The sequence below is a fragment of the Azospirillum sp. genome, assembly GCF_035628975.1.
In the GTDB taxonomy this organism is placed as follows: domain Bacteria; phylum Pseudomonadota; class Alphaproteobacteria; order Azospirillales; family Azospirillaceae; genus Azospirillum.
The window spans coordinates 85919-101915 of sequence record NZ_DASPIS010000093.1 but is presented as its reverse complement, the minus strand read 5'-3'; the positions used below and the strand labels follow the sequence as shown (position 1 = coordinate 101915).

Sequence of the window (15997 nt, the reverse complement as noted above, 5' to 3'; positions counted from 1 at the left end):
CCCACCGGCATGATCATGAATTCCTGGATGTCGATCGGGTTGTCGGCATGGGCGCCGCCGTTGATGATGTTCATCATCGGCACCGGCAGCAGCGAGGCGAAGGCGCCGCCGACATAGCGGTAGAGCGGCAGGCCGGCATCCTCGGCGGCGGCGCGGGCGACCGCCAGCGACACGCCCAGCAGGGCGTTGGCGCCCAGGCGGCCCTTGTTCTCGGTGCCGTCGATCTCGATCATGGTCATGTCGAGCACGCGCTGGTCGGCGGCATCCATGCCGATCAGGGCCTTGGCGAGTTCGCCGTTGACCGACTGCACGGCCTTCAGCACGCCCTTGCCGCCGAAGCGGTTCTTCTCGCCGTCGCGCAGTTCGACCGCTTCATGGGCGCCGGTGGAGGCGCCCGACGGCACCGCGGCGCGGCCGAAGGCACCGGTCTCGAGGGTGACGTCGACCTCGACGGTGGGGTTGCCGCGGCTGTCCAGGATTTCGCGGGCGCGGATTTCGGTGATGGCGCTCATGGGAAGGGATGTCCCGTATCTTGAAGGGTTGTTCGATCAGGCCGATGGCCGCTTTGGGATGGCCGCTTTGATTTGGACCGTCATTCCCGCGGAAGGCGGGACTCCAGGGCATGCGGAGGGAAGCCGGCGAGGCGGCCTGGATCCCCGCTTTCGCGGGGATGACGGATGGGAGAAAGGCGTGGGTTGGGAGAGGACGTACGCCGCCGCTCAGCGCAGCTTGGGGCGGCGGTAGATGAACCAGTAGACCGCACCCACCATGACCGCACCGCCGATCCAGTTGCCGATGGTGACCGCGGCGAGGTTGACCAGATAATGGCCGACCGGGATGGAGGGGGCGGAGCGGCCGAGGTCGGCCCAGAAGCTGTCCGGCGCACCCCATTCGATCAGAAGGCCGAGCGGGACGAAGTACATGTTGGCGACGCAGTGCTCGAAGCCGGCGGCGACGAAGGCGGCGACCGGGAAGGTGATCGCCAGGATCTTGTCGCCGACGCTGCGCGCGCCCAAGGCCAGCCAGACGGCGAGGCAGACCAGCACGTTGCAGAGGATGCCGAGGAAGAAGGCCTGGCTTGTCGGCAGCGAGCTTTTGGCCACCGCGAAATACAGCGCCGATGCGCCGACCGCGCCGTGCCCGAAGGTATATTGCCCCGACAGGAAGACCAGCAGCGCCGTGCCGGCGGCGCCGACGAAGTTGCCGATCCACACCGTGGTCCACACCCGCAGCATCTCGCGGGCATGCAACCGGCCGCTGGCCCAGGCCATCACCATCAGCGCGTCGCCGGTGAACAGCTGCGCGCCGCCGACGATCACCAGGATCAGGCCCATGGAGAAGACCAGCCCGCCCAGCAGCCGCGTCACGCCGTAGGGCATCATGCCTTCCGCCCCCGACATGGTGACGGTGGCGAACAGGCCGCCCAGCGCGATGAAGGCGCCGGCCAGCACCGCCAGGGCGAACAGGGTGGGGGTATCGTAATGTGCCTTCTTGACGCCGAGATTCTCGGCGGCGAGAGCGATGGCGTCGGGCATCAGTGCGTCGAGAGTCTGCGGAGTCGGCTGGCTCCAGCCCCCCACGTCCTTGCTGTCCATGTTCATCGGTCGATGTCCTTGCTGCCGCGCATCGGTGCAGGCCCGTCGGTGGGAAACAGTTCCAGCCCCTGCCGGTTTCCGCCCCCGCCTTGTAGCTTTACTACATACTCCTGTCGGGGCAGCCCGTGCAAGCACGCCCCCTGGGTAATTCCGTCGCAGGGGGCGCACAGGCGGGAGATTGGAAAACAAGGGTTTTCCAGGGAAAATGGTCGATGCGTGCTTCGGTTGCGGTTCTGTAGTGTTGCTACATCATGCCTGGAGGACGGCCGGCGCACGCGGTTCAGAGCCGCGGATCGCAGACGGCATAGCGGCCCCGGCCGGCATGCTTGGCACGGTAGAGCGCGTCGTCCGCCGCCTTCACGAGGGACCGGGCGTCGTCGGCATCCCGCGGGTACAGCGCGATGCCGATGCTGGCACCGACCGACACGCGCTCGCTGCCGAGCGTGATCTCCGCAGACAGGGCGCGGATCAGCTTGCCGGCGATCCGCTCCGCATCGGCAGGCGAGCCGATTCCCTCCAGCAGGACGGTGAACTCATCACCGCCGATGCGTGCGACGAGATCGGAACCGCGCAGGCATCCCGACAGCCGCTCCGCCGTCACGCGCAGCACCTGGTCGCCCGCGCCGTGGCCTAGACGGTCGTTCACCGGCTTGAAGCCGTCGAGATCGATGAACAGCAAGGCCAGCGGCTGGCCGATGCGGCACGACCGTTCGAGTTCCGCGTCAGTGCGGGCGAAGAACAGCCGGCGGTTCGGCAGGCCGGTCAGCGGATCGTGGTTGGCGAGATGGTCCTTTTCCGCTTCGCTGCGCCGAAGCATTTCCTCCATGGCGCGCCGATCGGTGACGTCGCGGGAAATGCCGACGACGCCAAGAACGGTCCCTTCGCGGTCGCGACAGACGGTCTTGACTGTTTCCATCAACCGCTGCCGGCCGTCGGGGTAGACGAACCATTCCTCGTTGCGCGCCATCCCCAGTTCCATCGCGCGCAGATCCCCCCGCCGACGGCGCTCCGCCGTTTCGGCGTCGACCAGATCGGCATCGCGCAGCCGATCGTCGGGATGCGGCCGCCAGCCGACATAGTCCAGGGCCGCAAGATTGTAGTTGAGGTAGACGCCGTCCCGGTCCTTGAAGAAGACGATGTCCGGCATCGAATCGATCAGGCTTTGCAGAACCGCGCGCTCGTGGTGCAGAGCCTCCAGCGTGGCGCGATGATCGGTCACATCCTCCATCAGCCAGACCTCGCCGCCCCGGGTCAGATAGGCGAAGAAGCGGATCCAGCGGCGGTTGCCGTTTTTGCAGGTGATCTCAAGGTCAGTCAGGACCGAGGCTTCAGCCAGCCGTGCCGCGTCGTACCGGCTGCGGATCTCGCGGTCATGGCCGGGGTAAGCGGTGGAGAACCATGCGTCCATGCCGGGCAGGTCTTCCTGCCGGTAGCCGGTCAGCCGTTCCGCCGCCTTGTTGATGAAGATCCGCTCGTCCTCGACATAGGCCGCCGCCATCGGCAGATGTTCCACCATCCGCGACAGGTGCAGCGCGGAGGACGGCGCCGATTCGGCCGGATGCGGCCTGCCATGGACGAGCATCGCCGTCCGACCGTCCGCCAGACGGATGCCGGAGCAGTGGCAGGACAGGGAGGCCGGGCCGCATGCAGCCGCAACGATCCAGCGCTCGCTCACGCTGGCGCCGTCCGAAAGCAGCAGGGCGTATTCGGGAAGCCGCTGCCGGACCGTTGCCGGCAGGATGCAATCGGCGTCCGAGGGGAGTTCATTCGGCGACTGCAATCCCCAGAGGGCGCAAGCCGCGCCGTTCGCCCAAAGGGCGTGGCCCGTCCGCAGATCGGCGACCCAGACCGGATCGGCGATCAGGGTAAGTGCTGCAAAATCATTCGTTGACCAATGTTGGCCGGACGTATGGTTGATGCAGGCTGCCGCGCCCATGTCGGAGTACGTCCAAGATGATAATTGTGAGCATTTTATCAGACAGAAACGTTAATTTCATACGAACGCAACACGGCGGACTCTCCGAATTGCGCGGAGAGGTTGGGCGCTTCATTTGGACGCTTAAGTATTTTTATGCTGCGTTTCAGGAAACGGGAGATTGCCTGGAGTACGGTTTTAATGCTCATACAACTGGGCATTGGTCAGCCAAGCAGCCGTTCGAACAGGTCGTCGCCGCCCATCTGGCCGCCCTTCAGCATCAGCTCCAACCCGTCCGCCGCGGGATCGTCGGCATGGGTGCGGCTTACGGTGACGCCGGGCGCCATGGTGCAGCGGTAGGACAGTCCCCAGCAGCCGAGCGCCCGTACTGCGAGACTCGACGTGTCGCCGCCGGCGATGCCGACCCGGCGCAGGGGCACGGCGCGCAGCACCGCTGCGACGAATGCCGCCGTGGCCGCCGCGACCCGACCGGCGCGGGTGGTGTCGGCGGTCCCCGGCTCGGCCGGGGCGGTCCAGACCAGCGTGTGGCGTCCGGCGCGCAAGGAGGCGGCAACCTCCGCCAGCAGGCGTTCGCCATAGGCAGGGTCGTCGCACAGGGCGGCGGCATCGGCCTGGATACGGCAATAGGAGTGTGCCGCCTCGATCTGCCGGCGGGTTACCGGCGACAGGCTGCCGGCCATCAGGAAGACCGGTGCTGACGCGGTGGCGAGCGGCGTCTCCTCGATGAGCGCGGTCAGGGATTGAGCGTCCCAATGGGCGGTCAGGGCCTGGGCGACGCTGCTCGGCCCCACCGCCAGCAGCGGCTGGCGTAGTGCATGGTTCCAGATCAGCCGACCGACGGCGGCGAGATCGGCGCTGCGGGATACGTCCAGCAGGACGGCGGGGGGATGCTGCGCCAGCAGGCGTTCCAGCCGGATGTCGAGCGCTGCGTCGTCAAGGCAATAATCGGGGTAGTGCAGAGCCGCCATCCCGTCCAGCCCCTGCGCGGCGAGGTGGCGGCGCAGGTCGGCCTCCGCCATCGGGGTGACGGGGTGGACGCTCATGGTCGGATGGCGGTCGATGCGGTGGACCGCGCCGCCGGTACCGGCTGCGGCGAACAGGGTACTGAACAGGCAATAGCGGCCGATGTTCGGCTGACCGCCCACCACCGGGCGGAATCGATTGGGGAAATGGGGCGCAATGCTGCGCACCGCCTCTCCGATGCTGCCGACCGTGGGGGCGCTGTCGAAGGTCGAGCAGCATTTGTAATGCATCACCGGCACGCCCAGCGCGGCGAAGAAGCGGCCAACCGGCTCCAGCTCCGCCCGCATGGCGTCGGGCGGCATGCTGCGCGCGGCGCCGGCGATGCCGACCGCGTCGAGAGGGCCGGCGGTTCCCAGCCGGGCGACATCCGGCACGTCGAGGAACAGCAGCGCCCGCCGCCCGGCCTTCGCCAGCGCGGCCAGCGTGTCGGTCGCCCCGGTGAAGTCGTCGCCGTACCAGCCGAGCTTCGGGATCGCCGGCATGGTGATCAGCCCTTCTTTCCGAAGAAGTCCAGCGACCGGCGCAGTTCCGGCAGGCCCACCGCCGCGTCGTCGAGGGTGCGCCCGGCGCGGACGGCGTCCCAGGCCTGCCGGATGCTCAGCACGCCGGCTGCCGGCCCGTCGGGGTGGGCCATGATGCCGCCGCCGGACATGAACAGCAGGTCGGCCGTGCCCACCGCCTCCCAGGTGACGGGAACCGTGCCGGCCCATTGGCCGGAGGAGAAGGCGGGCATGACGGCGTCGGCGGCATTGGGTGCGTCAGCCGCAAGCGGCGCAAGGCACGCCCGTGCGCCGTCGATCACCTCGGCATCGGGCTGGGCGAACTTGCCGTTCAGCCCGTGCACATGCATGTGGTCCACACCGGCCAGCCGCCACAGCGCCTGATAGGCGTCGAAGCCGATGCCCAGTAGCGGATGGCGCGACAAGGCGCCGAAGCCGTTGCGGTGGCCGTGCAACACAAGACCGCTGTGCCGGCGCAGGGTCTGGACCGCCGAATAGCCGCACCAGTTCAGGCTGACCATGACGCAGGACCCGCCTTCGCGCTCCACCAGATCGGCGTGGCGGCGCATGGCGTCGGTCTCGTCGGTGATGTTGAAGGCGACCATCACATGCTTGCCGGTACGGTCCTGGTGGCGGCGCACCCTGTCCATCACCGCGGGAATGCGCCGGGCCAGCGGCGCATGGGCCGGGTCGGCGCAGATCTCGTCGTCCTTGATGAAGTCCAGCCCGGCGGCGCATAGGGTGCCGACCAGCTCGCCGGTTTCCTCGGCCGACATCCCGACATTCGGCTTGATGATGGAGCCGACCAGCGGCCCGTCCGCCACGCCGGTCAGCCTGCGCGTGCCGGCGACGCCGTGGCGGGGCAGGTCGAACTGCGCGCGATAGGCCTGCGGAATACGGAGGGACTCCAGGCGGAGGCCGGTCACCTCGCCGAGGTCGTAGAGGTTGCCGGCCACCGTGGCGGCCAGTGTGGGCAGGTTGGCGCCGATGTTGGCGGTGGGGAAGGAGATGGTGATGCGGGCTCGCTGCCAGGGCCCTTGTGTGCGCTGCCGCTCTGCCCAAGTGTTGGGGAGGGCAGGGGTGTCGGCGGTGTCGAGCTTCTCCACCGATTCGACGATGGCGCGGGCGCGGGCGCGCAGGTCGTCGGTCTCGCCATGGACACGGGTGAAGGTGCCGCAGGACTGCTCGCCCGCCATCACCTCCGCCACCTTGGCCGGGGAGAGGGGGGTTTCGATCAGGTATGTGGCTTCGATGCGGTCGGCGTGCATGGGGTGGCCTTGTGGTGGCGTGAGGTGCTGATACTGATTGCCCCCTCCCCATCCCTCCCCCGCTTCGCGGGAGAGGGGGTAGGACGCTTGGTGGCGTGACGTAAATGTCGAAGCGGCGGAGTTCCCTCTCCCTCGAAGAGGGGGAGGGTTAGGGAGGGGGCCAAACGCCCCCTTACAGCTTGCTCAAATCCGGAAACGACCGCACCGGATCGGACCCGTCCCAGCCCATCGACGCCTCGCGGATCAGGTCGAACATCCTGCCCTTCGGCCCGGCGACCTCCGACAACTCGATCACCGTGCCGGGGTGGTACTCGGTATCGAAATAGACGAAGCGGCCCTTCTCGCCGACCTCGCCGCTCATCACCGGCTTGAAGCCCTGGCCGAGCAGCCGCTCCAGATCCGCGTCGTAATCCTCGGTCCAATAGGCAACATGCTGCAGGCCCGTGTTTCCGGCCTGGAGGAAGTCGCGGTACATCGACGGCGCGTCGTTGCGGGTCTGGATCAGTTCCATCTGCAGCGGGCCGGAGTTCGCCAGCGCCACCGAATTGTGAACCTCGTAGGATTCGCCGCGGTAGGTGTAGTTCCGGATCGGAACCCGTTCGTTGTAGAACCAGGGGCCGATGCCGAGCGTGCGGCTCCAATAGTCCATGGCGGCCTCGATGTCGCGCACGACGTAGCCAGCCTGACGGATCTGGCCGAAGAATCGGCTCATTGAAAGCACTCCGGATAAGAGGGGATCTGAGGAAACCGGCGGCTCTCAGCGAGCCAGGAAACCGGTCGAAATCCAGGGGATGGCGGCGACGATCACCAGACCGACCAGCAGCGCGCCGACATAGCCCCAGATGTGCTTCAGGCCTTCGTCGGGATTCACCTTGCTGATGGCGCAGGCGCCGTAGTAGCCGACGCCGAAGGGCGGGGCGAACAGGCCGATGCCCATGGCGAAGATGACGACCATCGCGTAATGGACCTCGTGCACACCGGCGGCCCGGGCGATGGGGAACAGCAGCGGGCCGAACAGGACGATGGCGGGGATGCCCTCCAGAACGCTGCCCAGGATGATGAAGGCGACGATGGAGATGGCGAGGAAGCCATAGGCGCCGCCGGGGATGCCGGCCATGAAGCGGGCGAGATCGGACGAGAAGCCGGACTGGGTCAGGCCCCAGGCCATGGAGGTGGCACAGCCGACGATGAAGATGATGGCCCCGGTCAGCGATGCCGTTTCGATCAGCATCGGCTTCAGCCGGCCCCAGTCGAACTGGCGGTAGATCAGCAGCCCGACGATGGTGGAATAGGCGATGCCGATGGTCGACACCTCGGTCGCCGTCGCAATGCCCTCGACCACCGCGGCGCGGATGACGAAGGGCAGCAGGATGGCGGGCAGCGCCACCATGGCGAGCCGGGCGATCTCGCGGCCGGGGGTGCGCTCGACATGGCTCAGGTCCTCATGGCGGTAGCGCCGCCAGACGACGAAGCACAGGCAGGCGCCCAGAACCACGCCCGGCAGCATGCCGCCGGTGAAGAGGGCTGCGATCGACACGCCGGTGACCGACCCGATGGTGATCAGCACGATGCTGGGCGGAATGGTCTCGGTCTGCGCGCCGGTGGCGGACAGCAGCGCCACCAGATCGCCCGGAGGGGCGCCGCGCTTCTTCATTTCCGGGAACAGCACCGGCGCGATGGCCGCCATGTCGGCGATCTTCGAGCCGGAGATGCCCGACACCAGATACATCGCGCCGATCAGCACATAGGACAGGCCGCCGCGCACATGGCCGAGCAGGCTGGCCAGGAACTGGATCATGGCGCGGGCCATGCCGGTCATCTCGATCAGCAAGCCGAGGAAGACGAACAGCGGCACCGCCAGCAGGATCAAGTGGCTCATCCCCTCGTCCAGCCGGCCGACCATCACCAGCAGCGGCGTGGAGGTGGTCAGCGCCAGATAGGCGAAGGTGGCGAGCGCGAAGGAGAAGGCGATGGGCACGCCGGCGAAGACGTTGGCGGCGACCAGCCCGACGAAGAAGATGATGAGGTTCAACTGTCCCAGCGGCTTCAGCACCGGACCGGCGACCCAGAAGCCGGCGACGATGGCGCCCGTCACCAGCGCCGCCGCCAGCACGGTCAGCGGCCGGGCGACCCGCAGCAGGCGGAACAGCGCCGCCACCAGCATCAGCCCCAGCCCGACCGGCAGGGCCGAGGCGCGCCAGGCGTTGGACACCTCCATCGCCGGGGTGGTGATGAACTGCTCCTCGATCGCGTAATCGACCGCGTGGTAGAGCACCAGCGCCAGGAAGGCGATGGGGGCGGTGATGGCGATGCATTCCAGCAGGCTGCGCGCCTGCGGGCCGACGCGGCTGACCAGACCGGTCATCCGCATATGCTCGCCCCGGCGCAGCGCCACCACGGCCCCAAGCATCGACAGCCAGAGGAACAGGATCGAGGCCAGTTCGTCCGACCAGACCAGCGGGGTGTGGAACAGGTAGCGGGCGACGACGCCGGCCAGCAGGACGACGATCTCGACCAGCACCAGAAGTCCCGCCGCCATCTCCACCCCGACCGACAGGCCGTGGTCGATCTTGCGGACCAGCGAAGAGGCACCGCCGGTGCCGAGGCTGCCGGGTGCCTCCGCGAAGCCGTGGACCGGTTCGGACAGGTGGGACATGACGGGGGGTTCCTTCATGGGGGGAAGACCGGACGGGGCAGGGGTGGCGGATCAGGCGAGCTTGCCGACCGCTTCCTCCAGCAGGCCCCAGGCCTCGTCCCCGAAACGGCCCTTCCATTCGCCGTAGAAGCCGGATTCGCGCAGCTTTGCGCGGAAGCTGTCGGGCGACGGCTGGTTGAAGGCCAGTCCCTTCGATTCCAGATCCGTCTTCACCGACTGGTTCAGCGCCTTGATGTCGCCGCGCTGTGCCATGCCGGCGTCGTTGATGGCGTTGGCGACGATGGTCTGCATGTCCGCCGGCAGGCCCTTCCAGGCGCGGCCGTTGGCGATGAACCAGAAGCCGTCCCAGATGTGGTTCGACAGGGAGCAGTATTTCTGCACCTCGTACAGCTTGGCGACCTGGATGATCGGCAGCGGATTCTCCTGCGCGTCGACGATCCGGGTCTGCAGCGACGAATAGACCTCGCTGAACTGCAGGCTGGTGGGAGCGGCGCCCAGGCCCTTGAACATGGCGATGCTGAGCGGGCTGACCGGAACGCGGATCTTCAGGCCGCCCATGTCGGCGGCCGAGCCGATGGCCTTGTCGCCGCTGGTCATCTGGCGGAAGCCGTTGTCCCACATCTTATCGAAGGCGTAGAGGCCGACCTTGGAAATGGCGTTGCGGACATGGGCGCCCAGCTTGCCGTCCATCGCCTTCCACACCTGATCATAGTCGGAGAAGGCGAAGCCGACCGCGTTGATGGCGGCGACCGGAACCAGCGTGGCGATGACCAGGGCCGACGGCGTGAAGAAGGTCAGACCGCCGCTGCGCACCTGGCTCAGCATGTCGGTGTCGCCGCCCAGCTGGTTGTTGGGGAAAATCTTGACCTCGACCCGGCCGTTCGACTCCTTGGCGATCCGCTCCGCCGCCTCGTGGGCGCGGACGTTCAGCGGATGGGTCAGCGGCAGGTTGTTGCCGTACTTCAGCTCGAATTCCGCGGCGCGGGCAATGTGCGGCATGCCGATGACGGCACCGGCGGCCCCGATGGCGGGAAGGGCGGCGGGGGCGGTGGCGAAGGCCTTCAGCATGGTGCGGCGGGTCAGACTGGTCATGTTCGATCCTCCCATAAGGTTCCGGCCGACATTGCTGCTTCCGGCCTTGCGTTTCTGATGTGATCTGATGTCAATTGATGATTGTTGGGTGGACGGTAGGTCCAGGGTCGACAAGTGTCAAACGCGAATGATGATGGTTTTTGATGGTTTCCCCAATGGATGATGCGGACACCAAGGGACTCCAGCGCGGACTGCCGCGGGTGGTCGACATCGCGCAGGCCGCGGGCGTGTCGACCGCAACGGTCGACCGCGTGCTGAACCACCGGCCGGGCGTACGCGCCGCCACGGTGCAGCGGGTGCTGAAGGCCGCGGCGGAACTGGACTATCTGCCGGAATCCGAACTGCATGCGGCGGCGGCGCAGAAGCCGATGCGGCTGTCCTTCCTGCTGCCGGCCGGCAACAACCGGTTCCTGACCGGACTGGGCGAGATGATTCGCCGGGCCGACGTCATGCTGGCCCCGCATGGGGTGAAGGCGCAGGTCGAGTTCATCAAGAGCTTCAATCCGGAACTGCTGGCCCGCTGCCTGTTCCAGCATGGCCGCAAGGCCGACGGCGTCGCCTTCATGGCGCTGGAGCATCCGGCGGTGCGCGAGGCGGTGGATGCGCTGGCGGAGCGCAACGTGCCCGCGGTGACGCTGATCTCCGACATCCTGAACTGCCGCCGGGCCGGCTATGTCGGGCTGGACAACCGGGCGGCGGGGCGGACCGCCGGCTACCTGATCGCGCGGTTCCTGGGCAAGCGGCCGGCGAAGGTGGCGATGATCGCCGGCAGCCTCAGCTACCGCGCCCATGAGGACCGCGAGATGGGGTTCCTGCATGTCCTGAAGGAGATCGCTCCCGACATCGAGGTGGTCGGCCTGCGCGAGGGCCATGACGACGAGGGCAAGAGCTACCGCCAGACCCGGATGCTGCTGGGGCTGCACCCCGACCTTGCCGGCGTCTACAACATCGGCGGCGGGGCGGAGGGTGTGGCCCGCGCGCTGAAGGAGACGCGGCGGGAGCGGGAGATGGTCTGCATCGGCCACGGCCTGACCAACGAGACTCGCGGCCTGCTGATCGACGGCACGCTGGACGCGGTCATCACCCAGGACCCGCGCAACACGCTGTCGGCCTGCGTGGCGATCTTCACCAACCTGCGGGCCGGCCGCCCGCCGATGCAGGGGGTGGAGACGCCGCGGGGCGAGGTGATCTTCCGCGAGAACCTGCCGCAGGGCATGCTGCCGGACGAATGACGGCAGGACGAGTGATTGCCGGGTGGGTGATTGCCCGGCGGCTCGTTCCGCGCCCTTATCGCATACGGGGTGTTACCGGTAACGCGGATGCGGCATGGTCCGTCAGACGCTATGCTGGCGCCCGCTCTAATGGTGCCCGCACCCGCAAGCCGAGGGGAGATATGCAGCCAATCATTCAGATTCGTGGGTTGGAAAAGACCTACGCATCCGGCTTCCAGGCCCTGAAGGGCGTCGATCTCGACATTCGCCGCGGCGAGATCTTCGCGCTGCTGGGGCCGAACGGCGCCGGCAAGACGACGCTGATCAGCATCGTCTGCGGCATCGTCCGTGGGACGGCCGGCAGCGTGACGGTGGACGGCCACGACATCATGCGCGACTGGCGCGCCGCGCGGTCCCTGATCGGTCTCGTCCCGCAGGAACTGACGACCGAGTCGTTCGAAAGCGTCTGGGCGACCGTCAGCTTCAGCCGCGGCCTGTTCGGCAAGCCGCCCGATCCGGCGGTGATCGAGCGGATCCTGAAGGACCTGTCCCTGTGGGACAAGAAGGACACCAAGGTCATGGCGCTGTCCGGCGGCATGAAGCGGCGCGTGCTGATCGCCAAGGCGCTGTCGCACGAGCCGCGCGTCCTGTTCCTGGACGAGCCGACCGCCGGCGTGGATGTCGAGCTTCGACGCGGCATGTGGGAGATGATCGGGCGCCTGCGCGACAGCGGCGTCACCATCATCCTGACCACCCACTACATCGAAGAGGCCGAGGAGATGGCCGACAGCATCGGCGTGATCTCCGGCGGGCGGATCATCCTGGTTGAGGAGAAGGCCGCGCTGATGGAAAAGCTGGGCAAGCGTCTGCTGACCCTGCAGCTGCTGGCCCCGCTCGACGCCATCCCGCCCGAATTCGCCGGCTATCCGCTGACCCTGTCGGCCGATGGGCGGGAGCTGGTCTACAGCTTCGACACGCAGGGCGAACGCACCGGCATCGCCGGGCTGCTGCGCAAGCTGGGCGACCACGGCATCAACTACACGAACCTGCGCACCGAGGAGAGCTCCCTGGAGGAGATCTTCGTCAGCCTCGTGAAGGAGCGGGCATGAACCTGCATGCGATCAAGGCCATCTACATCTTCGAGCTGGCCCGCACCTGGCGCACGCTGTTCCAGAGCATCGCCGGGCCGGTGATCTCCACCTCGCTGTACTTCATCGTCTTCGGCGCGGCGATCGGCGGACGATTCGCGTCGGTGGAGGGCGTCAGCTATGGCGCGTTCCTCGTCCCCGGCCTCGTCATGATGTCGGTGCTGACGGAGAGCGTGTCGAACGCGTCCTTCGGCATCTACATGCCGCGCTATTCCGGCACGATCTACGAACTGCTGTCGGCCCCCGTCTCCGCCTTCGAGACGGTGATCGGCTATGTCGGGGCGGCGGCGACCAAGTCCGTCATCCTCGGTACGCTGATCCTGCTGACCGCGCGGCTGTTCGTGGATTTCTCCATCGCCCACCCGTTCTGGATGGTGGCCTTCCTGGTGATGACCTCGGTGACCTTCAGCCTGCTGGGCTTCATCCTGGGCATCTGGGCCGATGGTTGGGAAAAGCTGCAGATCGTGCCGATGCTGATCGTCACGCCGCTGGCCTTCCTGGGCGGCAGCTTCTATTCGATCAGCATGCTGCCGCCCTTCTGGCAGAAGGTCACCCTGTTCAACCCGGTCGTCTACCTGGTCAGCGGTTTCCGCTGGAGCTTCTACGGCGCCGCCGACGTGCCCGTCGCGCTGAGCCTCGTCATGGTCGCACTGATGATGGCGATCTGCCTCGCCGTCGTCTGGTGGATCTTCCGCACGGGCTACAAGCTGAAGAACTGAGGGCTCAGCTTCACGGGTGAGGCGCTTGCCGCTTCGGGTGCAAGTGCCTCATCCGCGACCTAAGGCGGTCCGCGCGAGCCCGGCATAGTGTCGGACGTCGAAGGCGATGAACTCGACCTCCGCGTCGGTGACGTCGCGCAGGTGCTTGGCCGGGCTGCCGGCCCAGAGCTGGCGGGCGGGGATGCGCTTGCGCGGCGTCAGGACGGCACCGGCGGCCAGCATGGCGCCGCTTTCGACAACGGCGCCGTCCAGCACGATGGAGCCGATGCCGATCAGGCAGCCATCTGCCAGCGTGCAGCCATGCATCCGCACGCCATGGCCGATCACCACGTCGGCGCCGATGACGGTGGGATACTCGTTCAGCATGACATGGATGATGGCGCCGTCCTGGATGTTGGTGCGCGGCCCTACGGTGATGCTGTGGTCGTCGCCGCGCAGGACGCAGCCGTACCAGACGCTGGCCTCGGCGCCGATGGTGACGTCGCCCACCACCACCGCGCCGGGGGCGATGTAGGCGTCGGCGGCGATGCGCGGCCACACCCCCTTGAAGGGCTGGATGATGGCGCCGGGATGGCGGGCCCGCAGGGCTTCGCCGGTCTCAAAAGCCGTTTCGGGTGCGCTCTCGGAGGTCATTGCTTCTTTCCTTTTTTCACCGGTCAGGAGGCGAGCCGTTCCTCCCCCGCCTGCGCCTTCGGTCCTTCGGCCGGATCGGCCACCACCCCGGCGACAAGCATCTGCTCGATCTCCGCCTGAGTATAGCCCAGTTCGGCCAGCAGCGCCGCGCTCTGCGCGCCCACCGGCGGCAGCGCCATGCGCGGGCCCAGCCGCCGCCCGTCCAGCGTCAGCGGCAGCAGCGGCACGCGCGTCTCGCCGCCGGTCTCGGTGGTGATGGAGGCGAGGCCGCCGCTCTGGTTCAGGTGGGGATCGTCGAACAGCTCCTCCGGCCGGTTGATCGGGGCATAGGGCAGGCCGTTGCGCTCGAACAGATCGGATATTTCGGCCTTGCTGTAGGCAGCGAGGCGGCGGCGGATCTCCGGCAGCATCCAGTCGCGGGCGAGGCAGCGCTTGGTGTTGCCGTCCAGCCTGGGATCCGCCAGCAGGTCGTCGAAGCCGAAGGCGGTGCAGAAGGTCCGCCACTGCACGTCGCTGACGGCGCCCAGGAAGATCTGCTCGCCGTCCTTCACCTCGAAGGTGTCGTAGATGCTGAAGGCGGCGATGCGCTCGGGGAAGGGGGGCGGGGCTTCGCCGGTCACGGCGAACTGCTGCATGTGCTGGGCCGACAGCAGGACGCAGGTCTCATACAGGCCGGACTGGATGTCCTGGCCCCGTCCGGTGGCCTCGCGGGTGCGCAGCGCCGCCAGGATGCCGATCACCCCGAACATGCCGCCCATGATGTCGTTGACCGAACTGCCGGCGCGCAGCGGCCGGCCGGTGGGACCGGTCATGTAGGCGAGCCCGGCCATCATCTGCACCACCTCGTCCAGCGCGGTGCGCTTTTCATAAGGGCCGGGCAGGAAGCCCTTCAGCGACAGGTTGATGATGCGCGGGTTGCGCGCCTTGAGGCTGGCGTAGTCGAGGCCGTAACGCGCCATCAGGCCGGGGCGGAAATTCTCCAGCACCACGTCGGCGGTGTCGACCAGCTTGTGGACGGCGGCCAGCCCGTCCGCGCTGTTCAGGTCGACGGCCAGCGACTTCTTGTTGCGGTTGAAGGTGCGGAAGAAGCCGGCGGCGGCCCCCGGCAGGGCGCGGGTCTTGTCGCCGGTCACCGGTTCCACCTTGATCACGTCGGCGCCGAGATCGCCCAGGATCATGCCGCAGGTCGGCCCCATCACCATGTGGGAGAATTCGACGACGCGGATGCCGGATAGCGGGAGGGTGGTATTGCTGTCAGGCATGGACGGGACTCCGGTGGATTTGCTTCGGCAGGCCGGCGGCGGCGATCTTGCCGTGCAGCGTCTGGCCGGGAAGAAGGGTGGCGAGCAGGCGTTGCGCCTCGATCAGGGCATCCAGGTCGATGCCGGTTTGAAAGCCCATCGCCTCCAGCATGAAGACCAGATCCTCGGTCGCGACGTTGCCGCTGGCGCCGGGGGCGTGCGGGCAGCCGCCGAGCCCGCCGAGCGAGGCGTCGAACTCGCGGATGCCGATGTCCAGCACGGCGAGGCAGTTGGCGAGGCCGAGCCCGCGGGTGTCGTGGAAATGGGCGCTCTGCAGCCGGTCGCCGGCGATGTCCTTGACCCGCCGGTAGAGGCGGCGGACCTGGGCCGGATTTGCGTATCCAACGGTATCGGCCAGCGCGACGCGGTCGGCACCTGCCTCCAGGCAGGCTTCGGCAAGGCGCACCACCTCGTCCTCCGGCACCTCGCCCTGGATGGTGCAGCCGAAGGCGGTGGAGATGCCGGCGTCGATGCGGGTTCCGTATCCGCCTTCATCGCGGGCGCGGCAGACGCGGGCCAACTCCTCCACCGACTCCTCGCGGGTCTTGCGGATGTTGGCGCGGCTGTGCGCCTCGCTGGCCGACAGGGGCAGGACGATGACGTCGGAGCCGGCGGCGAGCGCCGCCGTTGCGCCCTTCAGGTTGGGGGCCAGCGTGTGGACGATGACGCCGGGCAGCTTGCGGGCGCCGGCCACCACTTCGGCCGCGTCGGCCATCTGGGGCAGCAGCCTGGGCGGAACGAAGGAGGCGGCTTCGAAGCGGCGGACGCCGGCGCGGTGTTCGGCCTCCAGCCAGCGCAGCTTGTCGGCGGTGGGCACCACGCGGTCGAGAATCTGGAGCCCGTCGCGCAGGCCGACCTCGACGATGGTCACGGGGTCTTTCGTCATGGCAAGGGTCCTCCGTTCGGATGCGCCGC

13 protein-coding genes and 1 pseudogene are annotated in these 15997 nt (G+C 67.8%); 3 read left to right on the top strand and 11 right to left on the bottom strand.

Translation table 11 applies throughout. The features are described 5' to 3' along the window. The 8 genes and pseudogenes from eno to VD964_RS20120 form a co-directional block, all read right to left on the bottom strand. Positions 1 to 512 (bottom strand): annotated as a pseudogene (eno, locus tag VD964_RS20155) (phosphopyruvate hydratase); the annotation flags it as partial. Positions 513 to 719: 207 nt separating this feature from the next. Beyond that, positions 720 to 1601 carry a formate/nitrite transporter family protein gene (locus tag VD964_RS20150; RefSeq protein ID WP_324870291.1) on the bottom strand — a complete coding sequence of 294 codons (882 nt, stop codon included), beginning with the start codon at positions 1599 to 1601 and terminating at the stop codon, positions 720 to 722. Positions 1602 to 1875: 274 nt separating this feature from the next. Next, positions 1876 to 3270 carry a diguanylate cyclase domain-containing protein gene (locus VD964_RS20145; protein WP_324870290.1) on the bottom strand — a complete coding sequence of 465 codons (1395 nt, stop codon included), beginning with the start codon at positions 3268 to 3270 and terminating at the stop codon, positions 1876 to 1878. A gap of 464 nt (positions 3271 to 3734) precedes the next feature. Further along, the gene (locus VD964_RS20140; protein WP_324870289.1) at positions 3735 to 5036 is read right to left on the bottom strand and encodes a four-carbon acid sugar kinase family protein; all 1302 of its coding nucleotides are present in this window, start codon (positions 5034 to 5036) and stop codon (positions 3735 to 3737) included. 5 nt (positions 5037 to 5041) lie between these two features. Continuing rightward, positions 5042 to 6322, bottom strand: coding sequence for a ribulose-bisphosphate carboxylase large subunit family protein (locus VD964_RS20135; RefSeq protein ID WP_324870288.1), 1281 nt, complete (start codon positions 6320 to 6322; stop codon positions 5042 to 5044). 172 nt (positions 6323 to 6494) lie between these two features. Then, positions 6495 to 7034, bottom strand: a complete 540-nt coding sequence (locus tag VD964_RS20130; RefSeq protein ID WP_324870287.1) for a VOC family protein — start codon at positions 7032 to 7034, stop codon at positions 6495 to 6497. 45 nt (positions 7035 to 7079) lie between these two features. Further along, a complete protein-coding gene (locus VD964_RS20125) occupies positions 7080 to 8978 on the bottom strand; it encodes a TRAP transporter large permease subunit (RefSeq protein WP_324870286.1) in 1899 nt (632 codons plus the stop codon). Positions 8979 to 9029: 51 nt separating this feature from the next. Further along, a complete protein-coding gene (locus VD964_RS20120) occupies positions 9030 to 10070 on the bottom strand; it encodes a TRAP transporter substrate-binding protein (RefSeq protein WP_324870285.1) in 1041 nt (346 codons plus the stop codon). Between the two features lie 155 nt (positions 10071 to 10225). Between VD964_RS20120 and VD964_RS20115 the strand changes: the two genes are divergently transcribed. From VD964_RS20115 to VD964_RS20105, 3 genes are all read left to right on the top strand, one after another. Then, on the top strand, positions 10226 to 11302 hold the full coding sequence (locus VD964_RS20115) for a LacI family DNA-binding transcriptional regulator (protein ID WP_324870284.1): 1077 nt from the start codon (positions 10226 to 10228) through the stop codon (positions 11300 to 11302). A 161-nt stretch (positions 11303 to 11463) separates the two neighbouring features. Continuing rightward, entirely contained in the window at positions 11464 to 12390 is a 927-nt protein-coding gene (locus VD964_RS20110; RefSeq protein ID WP_324870283.1) for an ABC transporter ATP-binding protein, read from the top strand. Beyond that, entirely contained in the window at positions 12387 to 13148 is a 762-nt protein-coding gene (locus VD964_RS20105; protein WP_149224227.1) for an ABC transporter permease, read from the top strand. Before VD964_RS20110 ends, VD964_RS20105 begins: the two co-directional genes overlap by 4 nt. A 48-nt stretch (positions 13149 to 13196) precedes the next feature. On the opposite strand, the gene VD964_RS20100 is transcribed toward VD964_RS20105, so the two are convergent. Genes VD964_RS20100 through VD964_RS20090 form a run of 3 tightly spaced genes read right to left on the bottom strand, consistent with a single transcriptional unit; the run spans position 13197 to position 15968 of the window. After that, complete coding sequence (locus VD964_RS20100; protein ID WP_324870282.1) at positions 13197 to 13781, bottom strand: gamma carbonic anhydrase family protein; 585 nt, start codon at positions 13779 to 13781, stop codon at positions 13197 to 13199. 23 nt (positions 13782 to 13804) lie between these two features. After that, positions 13805 to 15043: a CaiB/BaiF CoA-transferase family protein gene (locus VD964_RS20095; RefSeq protein ID WP_324870281.1), complete on the bottom strand. Its 1239-nt coding sequence runs from the start codon at positions 15041 to 15043 to the stop codon at positions 13805 to 13807. Next, positions 15036 to 15968 carry a hydroxymethylglutaryl-CoA lyase gene (locus VD964_RS20090; RefSeq protein ID WP_324870280.1) on the bottom strand — a complete coding sequence of 311 codons (933 nt, stop codon included), beginning with the start codon at positions 15966 to 15968 and terminating at the stop codon, positions 15036 to 15038. Before VD964_RS20090 ends, VD964_RS20095 begins: the two co-directional genes overlap by 8 nt. Positions 15969 to 15997: the final 29 nt, after the last annotated feature.

What these genes read in the sequence shown, in the direction of transcription:
- VD964_RS20150 (WP_324870291.1), bottom strand. Translation starts at nt 1,601, where the DNA reads ATGAACATGGACAGCAAGGACGTGGGGGGCTGGAGCCAGCCGACTCCG.
- VD964_RS20140 (WP_324870289.1), bottom strand. Translation starts at nt 5,036, where the DNA reads ATGCCGGCGATCCCGAAGCTCGGCTGGTACGGCGACGACTTCACCGGG.
- VD964_RS20135 (WP_324870288.1), bottom strand. Translation starts at nt 6,322, where the DNA reads ATGCACGCCGACCGCATCGAAGCCACATACCTGATCGAAACCCCCCTC.
- VD964_RS20130 (WP_324870287.1), bottom strand. Translation starts at nt 7,034, where the DNA reads ATGAGCCGATTCTTCGGCCAGATCCGTCAGGCTGGCTACGTCGTGCGC.
- VD964_RS20125 (WP_324870286.1), bottom strand. Translation starts at nt 8,978, where the DNA reads ATGTCCCACCTGTCCGAACCGGTCCACGGCTTCGCGGAGGCACCCGGC.
- VD964_RS20120 (WP_324870285.1), bottom strand. Translation starts at nt 10,070, where the DNA reads ATGACCAGTCTGACCCGCCGCACCATGCTGAAGGCCTTCGCCACCGCC.
- VD964_RS20115 (WP_324870284.1), top strand. Translation starts at nt 10,226, where the DNA reads ATGGATGATGCGGACACCAAGGGACTCCAGCGCGGACTGCCGCGGGTG.
- VD964_RS20110 (WP_324870283.1), top strand. Translation starts at nt 11,464, where the DNA reads ATGCAGCCAATCATTCAGATTCGTGGGTTGGAAAAGACCTACGCATCC.
- VD964_RS20105 (WP_149224227.1), top strand. Translation starts at nt 12,387, where the DNA reads ATGAACCTGCATGCGATCAAGGCCATCTACATCTTCGAGCTGGCCCGC.
- VD964_RS20100 (WP_324870282.1), bottom strand. Translation starts at nt 13,781, where the DNA reads ATGACCTCCGAGAGCGCACCCGAAACGGCTTTTGAGACCGGCGAAGCC.
- VD964_RS20095 (WP_324870281.1), bottom strand. Translation starts at nt 15,043, where the DNA reads ATGCCTGACAGCAATACCACCCTCCCGCTATCCGGCATCCGCGTCGTC.
- VD964_RS20090 (WP_324870280.1), bottom strand. Translation starts at nt 15,968, where the DNA reads ATGACGAAAGACCCCGTGACCATCGTCGAGGTCGGCCTGCGCGACGGG.